Source organism: Pseudoalteromonas sp. SR44-8 (genome assembly GCF_014163635.1).
GTDB lineage: Bacteria > Pseudomonadota > Gammaproteobacteria > Enterobacterales > Alteromonadaceae > Pseudoalteromonas > Pseudoalteromonas rhizosphaerae.
On record NZ_JACJDS010000008.1, the window covers coordinates 17,892 to 41,193 of the forward strand.

19 protein-coding genes are annotated in these 23,302 nt (G+C 38.9%); 5 read left to right on the forward strand and 14 right to left on the reverse strand.

The window, feature by feature from the left end:
- Nucleotides 1-428 precede the first annotated feature (428 nt).
- The 5 genes from H5183_RS05365 to H5183_RS05385 all read right to left on the reverse strand — a co-directional run bounded on the left by H5183_RS05365 (nucleotide 429) and on the right by H5183_RS05385 (nucleotide 6,189).
- Complete coding sequence (locus tag H5183_RS05365) at nucleotides 429-2,549, reverse strand: TonB-dependent receptor (protein ID WP_145241825.1); 2,121 nt, start codon at nucleotides 2,547-2,549, stop codon at nucleotides 429-431.
- 85 nt (nucleotides 2,550-2,634) lie between these two features.
- Nucleotides 2,635-2,925 (reverse strand): hypothetical protein, encoded by a 291-nt coding sequence (locus tag H5183_RS05370; protein WP_145241823.1) that lies wholly within the window; start codon nucleotides 2,923-2,925, stop codon nucleotides 2,635-2,637.
- A 458-nt stretch (nucleotides 2,926-3,383) separates the two neighbouring features.
- Complete coding sequence (locus H5183_RS05375; protein ID WP_145241822.1) at nucleotides 3,384-3,746, reverse strand: hypothetical protein; 363 nt, start codon at nucleotides 3,744-3,746, stop codon at nucleotides 3,384-3,386.
- Nucleotides 3,747-4,296: 550 nt separating this feature from the next.
- Nucleotides 4,297-4,770 carry a YqhA family protein gene (locus H5183_RS05380; protein WP_145241820.1) on the reverse strand — a complete coding sequence of 158 codons (474 nt, stop codon included), beginning with the start codon at nucleotides 4,768-4,770 and terminating at the stop codon, nucleotides 4,297-4,299.
- 270 nt (nucleotides 4,771-5,040) lie between these two features.
- Nucleotides 5,041-6,189, reverse strand: coding sequence for a hypothetical protein (locus tag H5183_RS05385; protein ID WP_145241818.1), 1,149 nt, complete (start codon nucleotides 6,187-6,189; stop codon nucleotides 5,041-5,043).
- A gap of 186 nt (nucleotides 6,190-6,375) precedes the next feature.
- On the opposite strand from H5183_RS05385, the gene H5183_RS05390 reads away from it, so the two are divergent.
- Entirely contained in the window at nucleotides 6,376-6,624 is a 249-nt protein-coding gene (locus H5183_RS05390; protein ID WP_145241816.1) for a hypothetical protein, read from the forward strand.
- 59 nt (nucleotides 6,625-6,683) lie between these two features.
- Here the strand turns inward: H5183_RS05390 and H5183_RS05395 are convergent, their stop codons facing one another.
- Entirely contained in the window at nucleotides 6,684-8,384 is a 1,701-nt protein-coding gene (locus H5183_RS05395) for a diguanylate cyclase (RefSeq protein ID WP_182731123.1), read from the reverse strand.
- A 230-nt stretch (nucleotides 8,385-8,614) separates the two neighbouring features.
- Between H5183_RS05395 and H5183_RS05400 the strand changes: the two genes are divergently transcribed.
- Entirely contained in the window at nucleotides 8,615-9,481 is an 867-nt protein-coding gene (locus H5183_RS05400) for a delta-class carbonic anhydrase (protein WP_182731124.1), read from the forward strand.
- Between the two features lie 38 nt (nucleotides 9,482-9,519).
- Here H5183_RS05400 and H5183_RS05405 read toward each other — a convergent pair whose 3' ends face one another.
- The 3 genes from H5183_RS05405 to H5183_RS05415 form a co-directional block, all read right to left on the reverse strand.
- On the reverse strand, nucleotides 9,520-10,197 hold the full coding sequence (locus tag H5183_RS05405) for a response regulator transcription factor (RefSeq protein ID WP_145241907.1): 678 nt from the start codon (nucleotides 10,195-10,197) through the stop codon (nucleotides 9,520-9,522).
- A complete protein-coding gene (locus H5183_RS05410; RefSeq protein WP_182731125.1) occupies nucleotides 10,197-11,753 on the reverse strand; it encodes a sensor histidine kinase in 1,557 nt (518 codons plus the stop codon). Before H5183_RS05410 ends, H5183_RS05405 begins: the two co-directional genes overlap by 1 nt.
- Nucleotides 11,754-11,933: 180 nt before the next feature.
- Complete coding sequence (locus tag H5183_RS05415) at nucleotides 11,934-13,295, reverse strand: MFS transporter (RefSeq protein WP_182731126.1); 1,362 nt, start codon at nucleotides 13,293-13,295, stop codon at nucleotides 11,934-11,936.
- Nucleotides 13,296-13,485: 190 nt separating this feature from the next.
- On the opposite strand from H5183_RS05415, the gene H5183_RS05420 reads away from it, so the two are divergent.
- The gene (locus H5183_RS05420; RefSeq protein WP_145241806.1) at nucleotides 13,486-13,821 is read left to right on the forward strand and encodes a zinc ribbon domain-containing protein YjdM; all 336 of its coding nucleotides are present in this window, start codon (nucleotides 13,486-13,488) and stop codon (nucleotides 13,819-13,821) included.
- Between the two features lie 120 nt (nucleotides 13,822-13,941).
- On the opposite strand, the gene H5183_RS05425 is transcribed toward H5183_RS05420, so the two are convergent.
- A complete protein-coding gene (locus H5183_RS05425; protein WP_182731127.1) occupies nucleotides 13,942-15,681 on the reverse strand; it encodes a SulP family inorganic anion transporter in 1,740 nt (579 codons plus the stop codon).
- Between the two features lie 272 nt (nucleotides 15,682-15,953).
- Nucleotides 15,954-16,319: a DUF2237 family protein gene (locus H5183_RS05430; protein WP_145241802.1), complete on the reverse strand. Its 366-nt coding sequence runs from the start codon at nucleotides 16,317-16,319 to the stop codon at nucleotides 15,954-15,956.
- 456 nt (nucleotides 16,320-16,775) lie between these two features.
- On the opposite strand from H5183_RS05430, the gene H5183_RS05435 reads away from it, so the two are divergent.
- Nucleotides 16,776-18,443 carry a methyl-accepting chemotaxis protein gene (locus H5183_RS05435; RefSeq protein WP_182731128.1) on the forward strand — a complete coding sequence of 556 codons (1,668 nt, stop codon included), beginning with the start codon at nucleotides 16,776-16,778 and terminating at the stop codon, nucleotides 18,441-18,443.
- A gap of 122 nt (nucleotides 18,444-18,565) precedes the next feature.
- Here H5183_RS05435 and dps read toward each other — a convergent pair whose 3' ends face one another.
- The gene (gene dps / locus H5183_RS05440; protein ID WP_182731129.1) at nucleotides 18,566-19,090 is read right to left on the reverse strand and encodes a DNA starvation/stationary phase protection protein Dps; all 525 of its coding nucleotides are present in this window, start codon (nucleotides 19,088-19,090) and stop codon (nucleotides 18,566-18,568) included.
- Between the two features lie 337 nt (nucleotides 19,091-19,427).
- Here dps and corA point away from each other — a divergent pair, with 337 nt between their 5' ends.
- Nucleotides 19,428-20,384: a magnesium/cobalt transporter CorA gene (gene corA / locus H5183_RS05445; protein ID WP_182731130.1), complete on the forward strand. Its 957-nt coding sequence runs from the start codon at nucleotides 19,428-19,430 to the stop codon at nucleotides 20,382-20,384.
- An 84-nt stretch (nucleotides 20,385-20,468) separates the two neighbouring features.
- On the opposite strand, the gene H5183_RS05450 is transcribed toward corA, so the two are convergent.
- Both H5183_RS05450 and H5183_RS05455 read right to left on the reverse strand, forming a co-directional pair.
- Nucleotides 20,469-20,888 carry an HPP family protein gene (locus H5183_RS05450; RefSeq protein WP_145240773.1) on the reverse strand — a complete coding sequence of 140 codons (420 nt, stop codon included), beginning with the start codon at nucleotides 20,886-20,888 and terminating at the stop codon, nucleotides 20,469-20,471.
- Between the two features lie 237 nt (nucleotides 20,889-21,125).
- A complete protein-coding gene (locus H5183_RS05455) occupies nucleotides 21,126-23,114 on the reverse strand; it encodes an oleate hydratase (protein WP_182731131.1) in 1,989 nt (662 codons plus the stop codon).
- Nucleotides 23,115-23,302 lie beyond the last annotated feature (188 nt).

Sequence of the window (23,302 nt, forward strand, 5' to 3'; positions counted from 1 at the left end):
GGGTAATAGCAACTTTCAGATTAAAATCGCATGAAAAAGGTAATATCTATTAAATCTGAGGTGTAACTCTATAGAAGCTGTTTTATTTCTTTAAAAACACATAGCAGCTGTTGCCTACTACTTATTTTTTATTACAGAAATGCAGGTGGAGAGTGGCTAAATTTGTTGTGCTTTTGCCCGTTAGCTTAAGTAGTTATAAGTGAGTGAGGGGAAATGCATTTCGTTGTAGATAATTAATGTTATGGCGTGTTTTTTACTTTAGAACACTGATTTAATGACAAGTAGTTTATACTGAATAGCGATAGTTTTTTATGTAGCCTTTTAAAATATAGGGCTAAAAAGCATATTATTCTTTAAATGCCCCCCTGTGCTAGGGGGACATTGCTGTTAGTTTAAACTTAGGAGCTTAATTAAGCGGCAAACATAGTTTAAAAACGCGCTCTTACGCCAAGGCTAACTGAGCGGCCAGGAAGTGGTGCTTCGTCTTTTAAGTAAGATGAGTGCACGCGCGCTTCTTGATCGGTTAGATTGTCGGCTTTTAAATACAATGTCATGTCAACGTTACCTAAATCAAGGTAGTAGTTAGCAGCGGCTGATAGCATGGTATAGCCGTCGGTGGTGGTTTCGTTTGCAGCAATTTTATCTTGCTTACTGTTGCGAGTGACTTCTACTTCAGTGTGCCAATTACCGTATTCATAATGTATTGAAGAACCAACACGTAATGGTGGGATCCTTGGTACGTTACCGCCTTTATCTAGTTTAGCGCGGGTATAATCCGAAAACACATCCAGACGCCATTGTTCGTTTAAGTGCCAGTCAACTTGTGCTTCAAAACCATACAGCTGTGCATCTTGCTGGGCAAAGAGTACAACAGGTAAACCATCGGTTTCTTCCTCTGATCCTGCGCCGCTACTTTGTAGTTGTTGGTAATCTTGCGCCGTAATAAACTCACCATCACTGAGAACAAGGTTACTAACGTCTTCGTATATGTAGTCATTCACTTGGTTTTGGAACAGGCTTAAGCTTGCATTCCAGTTGTCAGTATTATAACGATAGGTTGCATCTATATTATTAGACACTTCTTTATTCATGCTTTGGCCGTTTTGCACCACCGAATAATTACCGTTATCGTTAGTAAGATTAAAACCACCACCTACTTCGTAAGTGCCAGAGCCAATGTGTGGGCCGTATGCAAAAATTTCAGATGAAGAGGGGGCGCGTTCTGAATATGCATAATTAAATGCTAATGAGTGCTTGTCGTTAATGCTCCAAACTACTCCTGCAGAGCCTGAAACCGCCGTGTAATCTTCATCTGCAAATGAGATACTATTATCGGTTGATAGCTCATCAAAAAATTGGTTATTCACTTTATGGGTTAGTTGCTCCACGCGTGTACCAAGCTGCCACAATAAAGCACCTGTTTGTTTTTCTTCCATTAAAAATGCGGCTAAACTATCGGTTTTTGTTGGTGGTGTGAATGCTTCTTCGCCAATCGCTTCAAAATCACTTTTGTTATAATGTAAGCCCATTATGCCGTGCCAACCATAAACCGCGCTGTGCTCTGCCCATAGTCTAGACTCGATACTTTCATTTTTAAAAGTAGTGCCTATTTCAGTCCCTTCAATTTCTGAGTGTTGGTAATCAGTATATGCATTTTGCCAATGCACCGATTTTATAAAACCGTCAAGATTATTCCAATCAACAACACCTTGATAGCGGTCTTGTTTTAACTTAATAAATACACCATCTTCACCCGGTAAACCATATTCTGAGTCCATTGAGCCATAGGCAAAAGCAACCCGAGTATCGTCAGTGATCCAGCCAGCTCCTAAGTTATAACCGTGTGCATCGATTGCTGAGTTTGAGAGTTTAGTACTGCCACCATGTTCATTAATATCAGCGGGAACAGGTATTTTATAGTCACCGGTATTACGGTTGTAAGCATCTATATGAACAGCAAAGTCGCCCGTTCCGGCATTTAAATCAGTAGATGTTGTTTTTGAATCTGCTACGTTATCGTACTGAGCAAATACTTCTCCAGTAATACCTTGTTGTCTTTCAATGGGAAGGCGGTTATCAACCACATTAACAACGCCGCCAATTGCACCACTACCATAAAGCAAAGTAGCAGGGCCGCGTAATACTTCAATTTGTGTGGCCGTAGAGGTTTCGGTTGATACTTGGTGATCGGGGCCAACGCGTGATGCATCAGATGCGCCTAATCCGTTTTGTACAACTTTGATTCGAGGTCCATCTAATCCTCGGATAATTGGACTACTGGCAACGGGTCCAAAATAAGAGCTGTGTACACCCGGCACATTTTTTAAGGTTTCGCCAAGGGTTGCTGCTTGGTGCTGATCAAGCTCTTCGCCACTCAAAATAGATACAGGTGTACTTGATTCAAGTACGGTACGTTTAAGTGGTGAAGCTGTAATAACAATTTTTTCTAAATCGCTTTCATCTTTTTGTATTTGTTTCTCTGCTGCCATTGCGTGTGTACTGATAGCAGTTAATACTGCCAAAACTAATGGTGAATACTTAATTTTCATTGTTTAATCTCTAAAATTTGCACTAAAACTGGCTGCTTACCCAATGGTAAACAGTCTTTATAAAACGGTTTTTTAGCAGTGAACTTTAAAGAGTATTCGGTGGATCACGGTTACCTGAAAACGCAACGGTTGCGCTAAATTGCGGGGAGTGTAAAGCTAAAACAGCGCCGTAGCGGTTACTTTCAGGTTCAAATATGCTGGTGGTAGGGGATATTAAATCGTCAAAATCAAACGAACTTATGCAGAGTTGGCACTCTGTGCTGCTTTGTACTGCGTGCACAGTTGAGTGCCACTGTGAAAAAACACTGATCAGCAGTAAAAGCACCATTAAATATTTTAATAGTGTTTTATTGTGTCTGAATGAGTGTAAATTCATGTGTTTCATTAGGTGATAGTATAACGTTGTTTTTTTTGCAATGTCGAGAGCTGAATAAGTAAAATAATCTGTTTAATTATAAGTTTTTACTTTGTTATTTATAATCAGTGGTTTATGTTTTATTTTGATAAATAAAACCTCTAGATCAGACATCAATCAGGGAATAGGCTTTGCTTAGTTAGTTTGCCATTTTTTTATCAGTTCAACGCTTTTTACCCAAAAACGATAATTTATAGGCTGTCGTTATGAGTGACAACGTCAACAGTGACATAGACTGAGCTGCTATGTTTGATGATTTGATTGCTTGTTAAAGTAAGCTTGATTTTTAGGTAATTGTAAAGCGCGAGGTTTGATAGTGTGAAAGGGTTAAATATGAGTTTTTTTTGCATCTTATAGGGCTTTATTAAATGGTGTTAAAAAGCCCTAAATTCACATGATTAATAATTACTTATCAACTTTTAGCGACCATCTTCAAATGATGCAATTGCAGAAACTTTGCTCCAGCTGCCATTTGTATAAAGGATTGTTGCTTCCGCTTTATAAGGTTTAAAAGACCTTATTTCAAATGAGCAAGAAGTACCTGAGGTGCCACAAGATTGGGCTGCATTGGACCAAATTACACTATCGATAGCAGACCCATTGCCGATAACACGAAATACTGCTGTTGCCTTATTTTGACCATAGATGAGTGCCATACATCTATTTGGTGTGTATTGATCATATGCTTGAGTGTCTACATAGCATTCCATTGAACTTGCACTTGCTTGAACAGAAAATACGCTAGCGGCTAGTAAAGTTGCTATTGTTAATACCTTTTTCATTTTTTCGTCCTTATGTTTGTTTGTTTTTCAGATACAACAATATATCAATTAATACACAAAATAAACACCTCATTAACATTTTTATTCATTAATAATAATTCAATCAAGTATTGCAGCCATGGTTATTAAATTCGCGTTTTGATAAGGTTCTTCATTTTTGCCAATAATAGGTTTATCAAGATTGAAATTAGCTAATCCCAAGCGATATGTTTACGGAAAATTACTTTGCTTTTTGATAAGTGCTAGCCGGTAATATACACAGTAGAATAACTAAATAACAAACTATAAAGGCAAGGCTTAGCTGGTTACTCGCTAGGACGTGTTTATACTATTTAGAAAATTATTTACTCTAACAGCCCATTACACTTACTTTTATCAGTTTGAGCTTTGGTTAAGATGTTTACAGGGATCACAAGGCGAGTTGAGGTGTTAATATCGAGTTTATTGTCAGTAAATTTAACATGGTTAGCGTTGAAAATACCCGCTGGAGATAGATTTATTCCCGAAGAACAGGTTAATTAGGTGCAATAAACATATTTATTTAGCATCGTCACTTCATCGATCGCCAAGCAAATGTTGATGCTGCAATGACGATAGCAATTGCAATACCTAAGTAAAGCGTTTCTATAGTTCCGCCAAATTCCACAGCATGTTCTAAAAATAAAATCACTAATACAACTGAGGTAACTTGTACTAAAGTTATTTTTAAATCATGAAAATCTTCTATGTTAAATGCAGCTAAGAACTGGCTCTCATTAGGTTTTGTGGTCGAGATAAATAGACGATATAAACTAATAGCAATTACTTGTAGCGTGATGCCAATTAGCAGTAAGTCAAGAATTTTTAAAAGTTCCACTATTAATTCTTTGCCATCCTTTGCTGAATCAGGGAGGCTCATAATAGTGCTTTTTACTATATGAATAACGATGTTGATACATGAAACGTAAACAAGTAATGATGATATTGCTGCGGTGATGACGGCGATTATAACTAAAAACCGACTGTTTTGAAAAATACGTTCCATGCTACTCAACTTTTGATGATTGTATTATCTATACGAAGGATAGTTTAAATCAGTTTGTTTTTATAGGTATTTTCGCCTTTATAGGGAACAAACGAACATGGGGTGATATCATTGATTTGTTTAATTCAATGTGTAAAAGTGCTGCGGCTAAATGAAATAAGTAATTAGTTTAGAGTATTACCACTTGTAACAGGCGTGACATAGTCCACCCACTTCAGACTTCCCTCTTTAGAGGAGGAAGCCTGAAGTCATATCTTCTTATAAATTGGTTTATAAAGCCACTAAGCTTTGCTCTAACATTGCTTGAATTTGTTTGACTATTTTAGCTTCTGTTTCTGGTTCAAACTGCGCTATGCGCGGTGTATGGATATGCCCAGTAGGAATATCTGAATTGAGTTGATCACGCAGGCGAATACTGCGGTACGAAATTTCGTTAGACAGGTAACCGCCACCGCCGCCTTTTACTGCAATCGCACCTTTTAGTTCAGCTAAAATTTTAGGCTCAAAGGCTTTTTCCAGTGTAACAACTTTGTGATTGTCATTTATCGGAAAGGGCCCTTTGGCTTGCTGCATTTGCGTAATGGGCAAACTAAACTGCACAAATTCGCTGCCAGGCAATGGACGATCGTTTAGGTTTGGAATAAGTGGCGCTTTTGCTGTGCCGCCATAGACAATATTTGCGTTGTCGGGGGCGGTTACGCTGCGCCGCTTACCTGGAAAGCGTTCAAGGTCAAAGTCTTTACTACCCATGCTAACGGTAACTATCATATCTACGTTGTTCAGTGCGTAATAGGGGGCGAGTAATTCTTCAATAATACCTTGATCAAAGTCTTCATAGCGAACAGGCACCATTACAGTATTTATTTCAGCGCTGATGCCTTGATAAGTAATTACTTGGCCGTCGAGTAATAATGCGGCCACACCGGATGGATTACTTTGATTGATGTTACTATCCAACAAAAATGGGTCAAAGCCTGTTAGTAAAATCTTTTTGGTGGTGTTTTTAGAGTAGGCAAGGTCGGTGCGACCGCGACTGCCATTTTCTAGCATTGTTAACAATGTGCTTTGCTCGGCAGTTGTTAATGCAAATTCAGGTTTTGTTGTACGGATTATTTTACTTGAAAGTAGGCGAGCCCAGTAAAGTGCTCTGTCATCGTAGCTTTTAGTGACGGTAATGTGTTGTTTGGCGTTGAGCCAGAGTTGGGTTGAGTAATCATGTAGTAAGTCAGTTGCCTGTTTAAAGTTTCTTAGGCTTTTCCAGCTTTGTTCAAATAGCGCTATATCCTCAGAAAAGATATCTAAAACTTGTGGCATAGCGGTTGTGGCTTGCTTAATACGTAGCTCTTCAACTGTTGGGTTAGCACTAAAAACAGAGCCGGAAGAGAAGATTAAGCTCGCGGCTAAAAGTCGTTTGATCATGGTTTTCCTATATAAGCTGTTTTAATAGTTTGAATGCAAAGGCTACTATCTGATTTAGAGCGAGTAAGCGCAAATAAATACGTTGATTAGGGCTTTAACTCTCATCTTTAACTTTTAATCAGCCTCTAGAGCCTATTTTCATAAACTGCTATCCTTCACTTATTAAGTTGTAATTGAGTAAACAGCATGATTAATGATAACGATGTAATTGACACCCTCGCAGAGCTAGAGGCTTTTTTGTTATTGATTGATAACGGTGGATTGGGCTTAAAAAATGTAGCCGGTGTGGCACTGGCGACCAATAATACCAATGGTCGCCCGTTTGTAGCAGTACTTGATGATAACCACAAGTTGTTGTTAGGTCGCTGGGTAACACAAGATGTGTTTGAAAACGGTAAAGAGCTTGTTCGTAGTGGGCCTAAAAAGTTACATTAATCTTGCAAAGGCAATTGAAAATCAGCCGTAACCTTTTGTGGTAAAAGTTATTAATAGACTTACTCTTTAATGACAACAACACAATTTCGGCCTTGTTTTTTTGCTTTATAAAGAGCTTGATCGGCCAATGATATACTTTCTTTTATATTGTTAGCCGTTTGCGATACCTGATTGATACCAATACTGACAGTAAAGCGAACTTCTTGGTTATTTTCTGTTTTCACAATACACTTTTCAGCGGTACTGCGAATACGTTGTGCGATAATCTTGGCATTGTCAGCATCACAGTTCAGTAATAATATAAATTCTTCGCCACCAAATCGACATGCAATATCATCTACTTTTTGTTGCTTTGTTAAAATATTTGCAAACTCGATAATAACGCGATCGCCAATATCGTGGCCGTAAGTGTCATTTATGCCTTTAAAAAAGTCGAGATCGGCAATAACTATCGACAGCTCTTTTTTTGCAGTTTTGCTTTTTGCTAGCAATCGCGAACAGGCTTTGTCAAAGTAGCGGCGGTTGTATAGTTTGGTTAAAGGGTCGGTATCTGCGAGGCGCTTTAATTCAGATTGTGCTGATTTTATTTTTTCTAATGTTCTGATCCGGTATGACAAAATAAATGCCATCATTAGCGCTTCAAGTACAATACCTATACCCACGCCATGACTATTAATTTGATTTGATTCGGTTATGCCCTTGTAATAAAGCACCGCCAACATATTAAAAATAATAAACATTGCATGACCCAAAAAGAAGTACTTAGCGAGGGGGTCTCGCTTTCGCCATAAAGATATCGATACTCCTAAAGTCACAGTCATCATTAGTGCAGCTAAACTGCTCGCAGGTTTTAATGCGCTAACCAAGTCGAATAGACTATAAAAAAATTCGGCTACTAATATAGTTAAAATAATACACAGTGCAATATGCTCTTTGGGGTAGCGCTTTTTGGTTTCAAATATAAGCATCATAAATAGGATTAAAAAACTAGGCATGCTATACAAAGTCGAGTTAAATTGCAGAAGGTCGGCACTAAAAATCCCAAAAAAGTTAGCGCCTAAACCATAGGAAAGTGATACCCAAATGATGCCGGAAATTAAATAAAAGGCATAAACAATGTTTTCAATTTTTCTTGCCGATAAATATAAGAAAAAGTTATAAAGCATTAATGCCAGCATCATTCCCACAAGCAAAGCAATGTAGCTACTACTGCCAACTAATGCGCGTTTTGAGTACTCCTCATCGAAAAGAGCGAGGGCATACCACTGGTGAGAAAAAGTGACGCTTCTAACAAAAATTGTCTTATTTTCACCTGCTGCAAGATGAAATGAAAATATGGCACTACCGCCAAATATATTGGGATGTGGTCCTGGCTTATCTAATTGAATGTTGATTTGTTTTAATAGCTCTCCATTTTTTGTCTCATAAAAATCAACGTCTTGTAGGTGATACGCATCTGAGTTATGCAAAAATAGCCGCAGTTGTTGTGGAGACTCATTGTTAATGATTATTTTAGACCAGGTTATTTTTGCGTTTGGCCCTAAGGTTACTTCACTTTTACTTGGGGTGAATTGTTGCTGTTGTATTTGTTCGAAAGGTATTTCTAGACTTGTATCAATAAAGTAACCCATAGGAAATTGAGTTAAATTAACATTAGCGGTCTTGATATTAACATTAGGTGATTGAAGGCTCTCAGTCTTTGCGTATACACCGCATGAGATAAAAATAAGCAAAAAAAGGTATAAAACACGGTTTACCATACATAAAGTCCCTCTTATGAAAGACTTATTTTTAACTTTAATTGTTTGTTTGTCGAGCAATAAAATAAGCAGCTAGTATATATTTAAAGGGAAGGCTTTAGGCTCTTCAAATACATTGATTATTATTCGCTGGGTTTTAATCTTATTTTAATGTTCCAGTTAAGTCTTTTTTAGATATTTTCAATAACATGGCCTTATTAACTTTATAAAGGGCATAAATAAAAGTGAAAATGATTAAAACAGCAGTTTTTGTAAAATGTGCATGTGTCATTGGTTTGTCTACATTGGCAGTTACTAGTGCGGTTGTGAGCGCAAAGAATGTTAGTGATAGTATTGTGGCCGAGCAACGTGAAGCACTTGATAAAAACACTCAGGGTAAAGGTTTTGGGCCACAATCACCTCGCGATATAGACCAAAATTATGGTACTAACTTACGTAGCTTTGGGATGGCGCCAAGCCGTAGTGAGCTTAATTTATGCAACATTCATTTTCATAAAAATGCGGAGCATAAAGGCGGGGAGTTTACCACTTATGCTGGCAATGGAGATGGCAAAGGTCATCATACAGGTTACCTTTCTGAGCGCAAATTATCAGCTGCTCAATTACAGCCTGTAAAAAGTAAAATTTGTGCGGCAAAAGGTGAGTCGTTAAAGGTGGGTGATACTCTAGAAGTACACTTTGTTTATTCATCAGCACAAGTTACACCTGGCCCGACATTGGGGGCTTGTTTAGCTCAAAGCACAATGAATCCAGCTCTTAGAGTTGAAGGACAAGTAATCGTGCTAGCCAATGACAAAGATGCTATTAATTTTGCACAGCTTGCAAATGTTGAGCAAGTTAATGGTTATTACCAAGCACCTAATATTCCTACTAATACCGGCATCCCTATTGAGTATTTAGGTTCAACAACGGGCCCTGCATATAATGAAAAAGCATCGCCATTACAAGTTAGTTGGAGTGTTAGACCACACGTTGCCGTAGTCGATATCAACAGTGTTGGTAAGTGGTGTGATGAGAATGTATTTAACGAAGATCATGCCCATGGGGTGCGTAATTTAGTGCAAAACCCTAAGTTGTTATCACCTATTTCTCAGTAATTTAATCCTGTATTTAAAGTGCGAGTAGTCAACTCGCACTATTTTAGATTCATCCTATAACCATTTCCGCGCAACGTTTGAATAGTTAAATTAGGCTCTGTTTCTATTTTTTTTCTTAATCGGCTGACATACACGTCAATAATATTAGTATTGGGTTCGCTGTAAGTTTGCCATACACGACTAAGTATCCGCTCACGAGACAGCACCTTGTCTTGATTTTCTACAAAGTACAGCAGTAACTCAAATTCAATTTTTGTCAGTGCTAATTCTTCACCATTTAGTAATGCAATACGTTGCTGAATGAGTAATGCTAATGAGCCAATATTAAGCGTTGTTTGGTCTTGCTGTTGCGGTGCCGTCATACGGCGTTTTAATGCTAATACACGGGCTAATAGTTCGTCAAAATCAAAAGGTTTGCATAGATAATCATCCGCTCCCATTTCCAATCCTTTGACGCGTTCAGGGACTTCGTCTAAGGCAGTTAGCATTAGCACCATAGGTGGGTTGGGAAGGGCTTTGACCGCTTCCAATATTGATAAACTATCTTGTGAACCAAATAATCTATCGAGTATCACTATTTGCGGTGAGTTTTTTTTAATAAACGGCAGGACTTCATGTAATTCATTGATGCTTGTACATTCATAGCCTTCACTGCGTAATCCCCGTGATAGAAAGTTTAACAGTGGTAGTTCGTCATCTGCGAGAAGAATATTCATCATTTGTGTCCTACCGGTAAAGAGATTGAAAATATAGATCCTTGCCCTTGGGTTGAGGTAACGCTAATACTGCCGTCATGAGCTTCGATAATGGCTTTTGCAATTGGCAACCCAAGCCCAAGCCCTTCACTGTGTTTACTAAAGCGCACAAAGCGCTCAAAAATATTATCGACTTCAGCTGCAGAGATCCCTTCGCCATAATCTTTTATAGCAATAGTGATCAATAAATCTGTTCTATGTAGGCTAATATCAATAGGTTGATCTGACTTTGAATATTTGATCGCGTTATCGCATAAAATAGCCAGTACTTGCTGGATCCGTCGTATATCTATGGTGACCAGTTGCTCATTTAGTTCTGTGCTGGCTTCGAAGGTTATAGCACGACTTGGATTGAGCTTTTGCCATTTAGCAACTTCTGATGCGATCAACGGCATGATTTTGGTCGGTATAACTTCGAGATTTATTTGATTCATCTCTGCCCGTGTTAATAGTAATAAATCATCAACTAAGCGGCTTAGGCTTACAGCTTGCTCAAGTATTGATGTGAGGGTTTGATTAAAGTCATCAACCGATACCGATTGCATTCTTAGTGTAACTTGCGCTTCACCTCTGATAATCGTCAGTGGTGTGCGCAGTTCATGTGATACATCAGCGATAAACTGGCGGCGCCGAGAGTCAGTTTTTGTGAGCAGCAGGTTGGCTTCAGTGAGCTCACTGGTGCGCTGTTTTACTTCAAGTTCTAATTGTTTTCTTGATTTTATTGCGTTTTTTTCGTGTTCTTGCAGGCGCAGTGCAAGCTGGTTTATCGATGTTGCAAGCTCTTCAAACTCATCATCTAGTTTTACTGAGATTGGCTTTTGATAGTGTCCTAACGCAATCGAGTTAGTTGCATTAGCGATTAATATCAGTGGTTGATAAAGTTGATTAAACAGCCAATAGCAGCCATATAATATTAGCGGAATTGAGAGTGCACCTAGGCCAATCGCAAACCATAAAATAGTGGTATTAAGCATCTCAATTTTTGCATTGATCGCCGCCACAACACGTGCCTGACGCGCTACTGCTGAGTTGATTGCCTCTCTAAATTGATCGTCTATGGTTACTTCAAGTAATCGTTTTAGCTGTGCTTGCTGATTTAAAGGCGCTTTGTTATCACTGCTTACTACGGCTCTAAATTCAACAGTTATTTCATCAATGAGCCTTACAAGTTCATCGGTGTCTTCAACGCTGCCTTTAGTGAAGGATAGGCCTAATGCATTGCGTTGCTCAATCTCCAGTTTTTTGATTTGGTTAATTGATTGCTGGATCAGGTTTTGTTTTTTTCGTACATAGGCTTGGTTGGCATTTTGACCAAAAATGATTTCATCGGTTAGCTGTTTAAAAAGTCGGTAAGAGATACTCGATAGCTTTTCATGCTCAACTAATAATGACTGAGCAATATTACTTTGTAGCAGGTTTTCGCGAGTTAAATGAGCGGAAATTGCGGTGCTCAGTAGTGCCAAAAATAAAATAAAAGCAGTTGTCAGGCCAAAATAAAAAAGTTTGCGCTTATACATAGTGGTTTACTGATTTGGGACGTTTGATAAGGGTACATGGAAGGTTTTTGCTACGCAATAGACTCGTAACTAAGTACCGAGTCTAAAGCTTACGTAGATGACGATAGCTGCTAAATAAAGCTAAATAAAAGCAGGTAAATAGAGGCTGTTACCTGCTTTTATTATATCGAAAATGAATCGCTATTTTTTTAGTTCTGCGGTTTCGTCTTGCGTTTGAAAGTCTTTAAACAGGTCACCCTGCGGATCATCGGTATCAAAGACTGCATTGTTTTCTTCATATTCATCATCAATTTCATCGACCACCAACATTTGCTCGTGGGCAGTCGTTTCTTCTATTCGTGGATCCATGGTCGCAGCCAGAGGCGAGTTGGTAACGTCTGATGTGCCTACAACGTAATCACTCGGCTCCGGTTGTTCTACTTTTTGTTTCGAATTAATGTAAGTGAGTAATAAGTACATTATCACCGTTAATAATGCGATGGAGGCATAAAGGGCTTGGTGACCAAAATAGGTCATAACTTGTGCATTGGCAGTTGAACCAAGTGCTGCACCGGCTCCAAAAACAACTAATAACGCAGATGACACGCCAACGCGCTCTTCATCTTCAACGCGTGAATTAGCTAAGGCTGAGGATAATGGATATAAAGTAAAGGCGAACAACCCAAACATAAAAGTGAGTGCAAAGGCGAGTGTTTGCGTAATAGGTAGCAAAAATAAAGCCAAGCTAACTACACCAATCGCAACCGCATTGGTGCGGATCAACACGCTACGACGTATTTTATCCGACAATATCCCCATTGGCCATTGCGCGATCAGACCTGCAAAAATAGTGGCAGACATAAAAATGGCAATTTCTGACGAATTAAACCCAGATGACTTGGCAAATGTTGGTGCAAGGCCGTAAAAGCTGCCATTTATAATACCCGCAAAGTGAACAGCTGTAAGTGATTGCGGTACTTTTTTAAAGTAGTCAAACAGACTGACTTGAATTGGTTTTAATGGCTTGGGGTGAATCCTACGAGTGATTGAAATAGGAATAATGCCAATTGCCAGCGCCATGCACACTAAAAATAGTGGTGCATAGCCAAGCTCTGGGAATTCGGCTAATGCAAATTGACCTAAAATCATACCCAGATAAGAGGTGATCATATAAAACGAAAACACTCGCCCGCGAGACTCTGGTGCAGCTTGTTCGTTGAGCCAGCTTTCGAGCACCATGTAATTACACATCATACCAAGGCCTACAAATAGCCGCAGGGCTAACCATAAATAAATATTATCGCTAACGCCATGTGCTGCAACGCACGCTAAAACAGCGGCGGTACTGGCTGCAAAGGTTCTAATATGGCCGACCGATTTAATAAGGTGATAACCAAGCTTTGAGCCAAGCAACAAACCCATGTAATAACACGAGGTCATTAACCCAATCCAAAAGGTCGAGATGCCATTTTTCCCTAAATAGAGGGCTAAATAGGTGGTGAGTAAACCGGTGCCAATAATTAAAAATAGATTAGCAAAATATAGTGACGGAAATGATTTCATTTAAATGCAAATAATAAGCTTTGACCAATAGATACTAGAATAACTAGGGATGTTTTCCAAGTAGTTTAAAGTCTTCATTGGTATGCTTTAGCAATGCATTTATTAACTTTATATCGTAATAACTCCACAAATAGACAAAATCATTATTAGCCATTACCATTGTTATAAATTTACTTACGCACGCTAATTTATGTCTTTACCTTCCTGTCCTAAATGCCAATCTGACTTTGTATACCAAGATCAAACCTTGTTGATCTGCCCTGAGTGCGCTTATGAGTGGGATCCAGATGCGATACTGTTAAATGATGTGATTAGCGTAAAAGATGCCAATGGCACGCTTTTGTGCGAAGGCGATAAAGTGACTGTAGTAAAAGATTTAAAAATCAAAGGTAGCTCACAAGTGATAAAAATTGGCAGTAAAGCGGTTATACGCTGGATAAAAGATGCTAAAGATCATCAGCTCGATTGTAAGGTCGATGGCGTAGGCGAAATGATAGTGACTGCTAAATTTGTTAAAAAAGCCTGAACAGGCTTTGCACTGAGTGATTTACGAAAAAACATGGTTTGTATAAAGTCCTTACTAAATTAGGGGAAGCAAGGACTATCGCCTTAGTTGCTTGCAACAATCATAATTACATACGCATGTTTATAACTGCTCTGCAGTACCCTCATTTGGATGTGTTGTAAATAAATTCACTTGTGCACTTGGTTGGCTGACGCTGTTTTTTTGTAAGGCAATATAGAGATCTGAATGCACGTAGATGCCGTCTTTACCGGATGTCATACCAGCAATTTCAAACCATGATAGTAATTGCCGCTTTCTGCCAGCAAGTTCTAATCGAATACCACGTTTTTTAAATATCACGTCTAAATCGGTGAGCATGGCCATGACACTTAAATCTAAATGGGTGAAGCAGGGGACTGCGTCGATAATAACGCATTGCGTGTCGTCTTTTTGCCGCGCATATTGTTCTAGCAAACGCCGTTTAAAGTAACCGGCATTAAAGTAAGTTAAAGGAGAATTAAAACGATAAATAAAGACTCCTTGTACTGACTTTGCTTTATCTGTGGCATCAAGGCTCCTAACAACGCCCTTAATATCAACACCTAATATATTGTCGGTAGGGCGCATTACGGTGCGAATAAACTGGAATAACCCCAATAGTACAGCGAGAGTGATGCCTGGTATTACGCCAATAAATAACACTGCGAATAAGGTGGCTAGCGCAAGGTAAAATGCTTGTTTGTCTTTACGCTTTAATAGCCAAATGGCTTTTAAGTCTAATAAATGGATTGAAGCAATAATAAGCACAACACCTAATGCTGCACTGGGAATAAATTCTAGGGGAGCGGTTAAAAATAGGGCGATAACAGCAATAATTCCCGCTGAGATAATCGACACTAATTGCGTTTTACCACCGGAATCATCGTTAACAGCTGTACGAGAGTCTGCACCACTGACAGCAAAACCTTGTGATAAAGCAGATCCAATGTTCGCAATACCTAACGCTCTAAACTCTTTGTCAGCATCTATGTCGTAACCATTTTTAGCTGCAAAACTGCGAGCGGTTAGCATCATACTGACAAAGCTGACTATTGCTAAGTTAAGTGCAGGCACGACAAGTTCACGAATAATACCAATATCATAAATAGGGGTGTTAAACACTGGAAGGCCACCGGTTACAGTGCCAATTGTGTTGATATCAAACTGCTTTAAATTAAAAACCCACACTAATAGGGCACCAAATGCGATAGCAAACATAGATGCTGGCCAAGTTGGTTTTAGTCGCTTCATGGCAAAAAAAACACCGAGGGTAAACAGGGCCATTAATAGAGTAGGGATGTGGGTTTGTGATAAATAAGTAGGCACACCTCCTAATCGTTCAAGTAAATATCTGTCATCGAAGGTAAAACCGAATACTTTAGAAAATTGGCTGACAATAATCGTAATTGCAACACCGTTTAATAAGCCCATTAAAATAGGCTTAGATAAGAAGTCTGCTAATACCCCTAATTTAAATCGGCTAGCAATAAAGCACCAAAAGCCGGTCATCGCGGTCATAGTTACAACGAGTTGCCAGTGTTTAACACTGTCTCCAGCTGCAAGTGGTGTCACCACCGCAGCAATAACCGCACATGTTGCAGCATCGGGTCCGACAATCAATTGTTTGGAAGTACCAAACAAGGCATATAAAATCATGGGTAATATGCATGAATATAGCCCAACAGCGGCGTTAACCCCAGTAAGTTGTGCATACGCGATAGCAACAGGTAGAGCAACGGCGGCAACGGATAATGCAGCCCTCACATCATCAGCAAACCACTTTCGTTCATAATGAAGTAAAGTGTTTAAACCCGGCATAAAATCATACAAACGCGACAGCACTAAAGTTTCCTTATTTAATCGTAAGCACACTTGGATAGTAAATTTAATATATTAACAAGTATAGCTCAGGGGGGAGGATTTTTTTAATAAATAGCAGATACTTAGGCTTAGGACTGCTTTTGATTGAGTGTTAAGTCTGATGAAAAAGTTTAAGGTTGAGCGATATTAGCTGGTTGGTGTTATCACATTGCTAATATCATACTAGATGGTGAATAAGATAAAACCAGCGCAATGGCTTTATCTTAGAGTGTGTAAATGCCTATTGGAAACTTTTAACGTGCAGAGTATTGGTGAGCCTTTAATACTTCAAGAGAGACTACTTGTAACGATTTTTCATGGGTGGCCTCAAGTATAACCGGCGGAGCTACGTTTTCAGCAACCGCATGGTGCCAGCGCACGGCACATAAACACCATTTATCACCAGCCTTTAGGCCTGCAAAATCGTACATTGGATTAGGCGTTATCAAGTCATTGCCTTGTGCTTTTGAAAACTGTAAGAATTCTTCAGTCATGATGGCACATACACTGTGGTTACCAAAATCAGATGCAGGGACATAGCAAAACCCTTCTCGAGTGTAGCCTGTATTCCCGCAGCACAAATGCAAGCGCGTACCTAATACATTTAATTGATTGCTCATAAAACTACCTTGTTATAATTTGTATTGTTTTACATTCAGTCTGCTTTCAGACTATGTGAAAACGTGGTGGATGAAAAGCTTAATATTGATAGATAGCATGGAGATCACAAATAACATAGCCATTAAAAATATTAAACGTCAGTTCATCAAACTAATGGCGAGGCCAAAATCAGTTCAATATTCATTTATAGTTGCGTGTTGTGTAATTATTGTGCAATTGTGTTTTTGTTGGCTTGCAATTTTTACGTTTACTGTACTAGTAAAAATTTATTATGGTAACTTGCAGCTACTATACGTTTGTCTTATATCCAGAATCTATATATATGTGAATATGGTATTTGAATAGCTTCTGATTTCAAATAAACACTTAATTGTAATTGGCAGTATAATTACAGTTTTTATAAGCTCTCGATGTATCAATACCATGGAGCTTTACATTGTTACACGTGAGGAAAAATGAGTAATCTAAGTCTGAAAAACAAGCTGTTGCTATTAGCTATTTTGCCGCTCACGCTGCTTTTAATTAGTTTAATGGCCAGCTCATATTATTTAGAGTATCAAAATCAGCAGCAAAATTTTGTATCGTTTAAAACAAAATTAATTGCTGACAAAGAAAGTTTATTAGCAACTGAGGTTGAGATAGGCCGCCAAATAATTAATTACGAACTAGCCAAGGGGACTAAAGAAGATGCAAAAAATGCATTGCGAGATCTCACTTTTGGCAAAGATGGTTACTTTTTTATCTATGATACAAAAGGCGTTAGTATTTTCCATGCTCTATTGGGTGATGCAATTGAAGGGCAAAATAAAATAGCCATGACCGATCCCAATGGTAAAAAAATAATTGTTGGATTACTTGAGCAAGCAAGACAAGGTGGCGGTGCTTTTTATTATGATTTTCAAAAGCCTAATACAACGGGGTTAGTTGAAAAAATGGGTTATGCAGCGATGGTTCCTGGTACAGATTGGATGCTAGGAACGGGCGCTTATATGGATGATATTGAAGCTGAGCTAACAAAGTACCAAGCAACAATACAAGCTCATATGAATGAAAAAGTAACGACCCTGTTATTAATTGCATTATTTTGGGTGATGTTGACGGTGTTTTTTGCCTTAATTGCGGCAAACAATATGGTAAAGCCTATCCAAAATATGGTGCAAAACTTAGATGATATAGCAAAAGGCGAAGGTGATCTGACTAAGCGCTTAGAAGTGCATAGTAATGATGAAATTGGTCAATTGGGTAATTCATTTAATGTGTTTGTTAGTAAACTACATAGCATTATCACCAATGTGGCAGATGTAACTCGTGATGTAAAAGATTCATCAAATGATATCAATACACAAACACAGTTAATTGAAAATCAGTTAGTAAACCATAATCATGAAACTGAGCTGGTAGCAACGGCGATCACCGAAATGTCAGCAACATCTCAGGAAGTCGCGCAAAATACCACACAAGTGGCGGTATCAACCCAGTCAGCCACGCAAGATGTTGCCAATGCTCAAAAATGTGTAGATGTTTCTTTAGAAGAAGTTTCAAATTTAATGAGTGAGATTAATCAAGCTGCTGAACAGGTTAATTCATTAAGTGAACAATCTAAAAAAATTAACAGTGTATTAAGTGTTATCGGTGGCATTGCTGAGCAAACTAACTTATTGGCCCTTAATGCGGCTATTGAAGCTGCAAGGGCTGGCGAGCAAGGCCGTGGTTTTGCGGTTGTAGCTGATGAAGTGAGAAGTTTAGCCAGTCGTACACAAGAGAGCACGTTAGAGATTAATGAAATGCTTAATGAGTTACATACGCTAGTCACAGCAGCGGTAAAGGCAATGTTGGCAAGCCAGCAAAGCTGCAATCGCTCAGTTGAGTCATCTCGCGCAATTTCTGAAAGTTTAGGGGCGGTAACCAGCTCGGTTACCACAATTAACGATATGAGCACGCAAATAGCTACAGCTGCCACAGAGCAAAGTAGTGTAACTGAGGAAATTAACCGTAACGTTTTTGCGATTCAAGAAATCGTTAATGAGCTAACACGTTCAATTAAAACAACCTCATCAGTTAGTCATCACTTAGCTGGTCGAGGGGAGAGTTTAGGCAATTTAGTAGGTCAGTTTAAGATCTAATATAAACAAAAAGTGGCGATATTATTGTTGATCAGTAATAAATAAAGATCAGGCTTTAAATAGCCCGATCTTTGACTTTAAATATAAATTAGTCAGTTTAAACTGAACACAAAACCGCTAGATTAGCTGCTGAGTTTGCCCGTTGACGACTCTAAGTGTGCACGCACAAACCATTGAAACTGTTCTAAATCGGCAAGTTGGCTAATTAGCATATCCTCAGATACCGGATCGAGCTCTGATAGCTTGCCAATCGCACTTCGGTGATCGCCATTAATCCCATTATATACTTTATCAAGCGCAACTAAGTGATCTTTTACCAAGCCCTTACCAATTGAGTAATCTTGCCATGAACGACGATCAACTATCGATTTTGGAGTACCAACTGGAACTCCGCCCAACGTAGCGATTCGCTCGGCGATGGTGTCGGTCATTGCTCTGATCACTTCAACCTGAGGGTCGAGCATTTCATGCACGCCAATAAAATTTGGGCCAACTACATTCCAATGAATATGTTTTAGAGTCAATTGTAAATCGATCAGTGCGACCATGCGGTTATCAAGTGTAGCAATGGTATTTTTTGCAGATTCTTCATTCATACCTGGGGCAGTAAATTCAGCGATTTTGTTTGTTTCGTTATTTTTACTCATTATTCCTCCTAATTTATAAGGAATGTTCACAGCGTCTAATAAAGTCTATGAACATGCGTTAGTTTATATAAAGCAATGGTTGTGCCGATAAAAATTATTTTTTAAGTTGCTGATATTTAATGTTTTGTATTTTTTTCAAAGGAGGGGGATGAAAGCTTTCTTTGATATGCCATGAAAAATATGCACTTTTTTGTAAAATCTGCAAAACAAAAGGTGCTGTTACGTGTTAGCGAATTGCTTACTATTAATAATAACTGAGATGCAGGAGTGTATTGTCATTGTTGATTAATCATCACTTACATATACTCAACTCATCTTGTTATTAAAGGAGAAGTGCATGTTGAGATTTTTTTCTATCGAGCAGGGGGTGATCCAAGAGTTAGAGCCTTCATCCGATACCTCTCTTGAAGTATCAATCAGAAATGCACACTGGATTGACACAATCAACCCAACGGAAGATGAGCGAAATACGCTCGCAAAAACGCTCAATATAACTTTTCCTGAGTCAGGGGATGTGCAAGAGATTGAAGCTTCATCGCGATGTTTTATCGACAATGAAGGCTTGCATGTGCATGCATTGTTTATGTCGCCCAATGAAGGACGTTTTAATACGGTAACAGTTGCCTGTTTACTACAGGATAACTGTTTGCTGACCATTCGCGATGACGAGCTGGCTGACTTTCGATTGTTACGCTTAAGAGCACGTAAAGGTCAAGTAATGTGTGATACGCCAAAACAGTTATTGGTTACATTATTCGATCAAAAAGTCGAAAACCATGCTGATATGCTCGAGGATATGCATCATCAGTTAGAGAAGCTCAGTGCATATGTACTAGAAGAAGATGACTCTGATCTAGAAGAAGCGGTTAGTCGTATCGCGCGTTTAGAGGATGCGAATGGGAAAGTGCGTTTGTGTTTAATGGATACGCGGCGCAATATTTCGTTTTTAATACGTCGTTTAGGTGTACAAAATGAGGATCGCGAATCACTACGAGAAATTGTACTTGATATAGATACGCTAATGTCTCACTGTACCTTTTTGTTTGATAAGGTGAACTTTTTGATGGATTCAACACAAGGTTTTATTAACATTGAACAAAATCAAATTATCAAAACCTTCTCTATTGCTTCGGTGGTTTTTTTACCACCTACCGTAGTAGCCAGTGTATATGGGATGAACTTTAATATAATGCCTGAGCTGCAATGGGAATGGGGTTACCCATTTGCAATTGGCATTATGTTGCTATCGGGCTTTGCCCCTTATTTATTTTTTAAACACAAAGGCTGGCTGTAGTGTGTGCCAATGAATACTTGGCATACACTATTATACGAGTTTATATTCATTTTATACGGATAGCGGTCTTATTATCACCTTGCATTAAGATAATAAAGCGGCCGCTAGGCGCACAAAGTCGGACGAGGTAAGTATACCCACGAGTTTATTTTTTTCAGTGATCACAGGCATGCAACCATGGCGGTTATCAACAAAAAACCGAGCAACATCTTGCAGTGGTTGGGTTGCTAGTACAGTGGCAAAATCGGTTGCCATAATAGTGTGTATTTTCGTTTGTTTTTCCTTTCGTTCAAGTGCGCTAGGACTGTAATTAGCCATAATATTCATCACTTGGGCAATCATGATTTTTTGCGTCAACATACCCACTAGTTCGCCATTGTTATCAATTACCGGAATATGGCGGATATTTTTTTCCTTCATTAGATTATGTGCGTCGTGTAGGGTGTTTTCTGCACTTACGGCAAAGGGATCTGATGTCATTAAATCTGCAACTGTTTGGCTCATTTTGGCTCCCGTGAAATCACTAACTAGAACTTTGGTTAAAAGGTTTACTAAAATAGCTACTGGAGATAGATGGATTATCCAGAGCTCATATTATTAATCATTCTAGCCTTATTTTTTCTTATTGCACTTTATCAAGATCAAGGCTTTGGTTTTTTGTATAGGAATAGTTTTTAGCTTGGTCATCAGCTGGTTTAGATTTATAGCCACTGGAGATATATTTACTCTCCGAAGCTCAGATTATTTATCTTTATGCGAAAAATTATCCCTTAGTGTACCAACCCAGTTTGAAAATTTATGTATCGCCGAGTTGCCTTTGCCCAGTAGCTCATGCATTTCTGCTTCAAAATGGGTTTGTTCTTTACTACTTGGCTCTGGTAATGGCGGTAAAATATGAGTAAAGTAGGTTTTATCAAGCAGGCGGTGTAATAACCGCTCGCCAATAAAGGGCTTGCCGCTGTTGAGCGCTCTAGCTCCTTTAATTAGGTTACGAATATCATATTGGGTTGGGCTAATGTCGGGCACTTGTTTAGGGATATTAAGTAACTTATATACCCCAATACGTGCTGTACGAATAGAGGCTTCCATCGTGAATATAATATCGTTGTGGGTTTCAACAAATTGACCAATCAAACCTAAGTTTGTACAACCTTCAGGAACTGAGGTGGGTCTGTCACCAGCTGCACGAGTCATAAATTGAGCTGTGATATAAGGCATTAGCGCTGTACGTATCTTGGTATTGGCAATGATTTCATCAAGCTGCTGTTCAATGCCCAAATGGTAGCAAAGCTCCGTAATTATTTCTTCACCGCTACATTGTGGCATTGTTTTAACGATACGATTACCTTGTTTGTCCATTAATAAACCATAGACCCAAAGTACTAACGTATCATCGGGTTGATCTGGAAAATGAGGTTGGCGGTTACACGTTACACTCAATAGCCAGTTAGAGTCTGTAAAAGTAATAATGCCGCCAGTTACCGTGCGACCAGAGTAAGGATCGTTTACTGATAATGTCTTTAGCTTATCTATAAGTGGGGATGGCTTGCAAGTCAGTGTGGCTGACTCCCACATAGACTTATCAATATCGCCATAAAATTTTTCGGGTTTACCAAAAACAGCTGATTTCTTCGCGAGGTTTTTCCATAAATTCCACCCGCTATTTTCGCCGGGATCATGTTTTTCACAGTTCAGTTCGGGTACATTTTGCATGTCGCCATAAGCTGTATGCTCTGTCATTGAACCCGTTATTGCATAAACTAAATCGTCTGAAGCAACGTTAATATGCTGTGCTTCACCTTTTACAGTGGCATGGATCCCCGTTACGGTTTTTTTATTACCAGTAAATGTTATATCTAGATCGTTTACACGGCTTGCAAATTGAAAATTTACGCCTTTGTCTCGTAATAAATTAGCAAGCGGTTTAATAAAGGTATCGTATTGATTATATTTAGGAAAAAGTAAAACAGACATGTCGGCAAAGCCATCAATAGAATCAAGAAAGCGATGCAAATACAGTTTAGTTTCTAACAAGCTATGACAATTTTTAAAGGCAAACATAGTACGAAATAAAAACCAAAAATTGCTTTGTAAAAAACCTTTGCTGAAATAGTCTTCAATGCTGAGATCGTCAAGCTCTTCTTTGCGCTTGAGCATTAAACGGATCAGCTCCCATTGCTGGGCTTTATTCAGGCCAAAGTCACTTGCATCGAGTATCTCACCGCATTTATTTATTAAACGGGCTTGTGAGTAATTAGCGTCGTTATCATTAATTAAACGGTACTCATCAAGCACAGAATAGCCTTCGGGCAGTTCAACAGCGGGAACGTCTTGAAACAGATCCCACAAGGTGTCGTAATTCCAGTTCATTTCACGGCCACCACGAATAATATAGCCGTCATCAGGGTTACCCGCGCCATCCATTGAACCGCCTTCAATATCCATTTCTTCCAAAATGGTAATATTTTCAGCGCTCATATGGCCATCACGAATAAGATAAAATGCCGCTGCTAGGCCACCAATACCTCCACCAATGATCCAAGCATTACGTTTTTCTATACCGGGTGTAGGCAGCGTTTTATGACGTGCATAAGGAGCAATAAAATCATGAGGGGGCAAGGTATTAAGTGGTTTATTGCTCCAAAAATTAGCCGTTGCGTCAGCTTCATGTTGGAAATTACTTGCTGCGGTTGCAGAAATATTAAACTTCGCTATTACTTTATTCGTCATTAGCCATCCCTTTTCATGAATATAGATAAGTGTCAGTACTGTTTGCAAGTCTCTCCATAATTGCACGAGGCAAGCATAGTCATGTTGCAGTAGATCAAAGTTTTAGTTCGCGAGGGGTTTATAAGTTAGCTGCTGGAAATTGATTTGTTATCCGAAATTGAGGTTAACAATGGCAACTTAACCAAGTT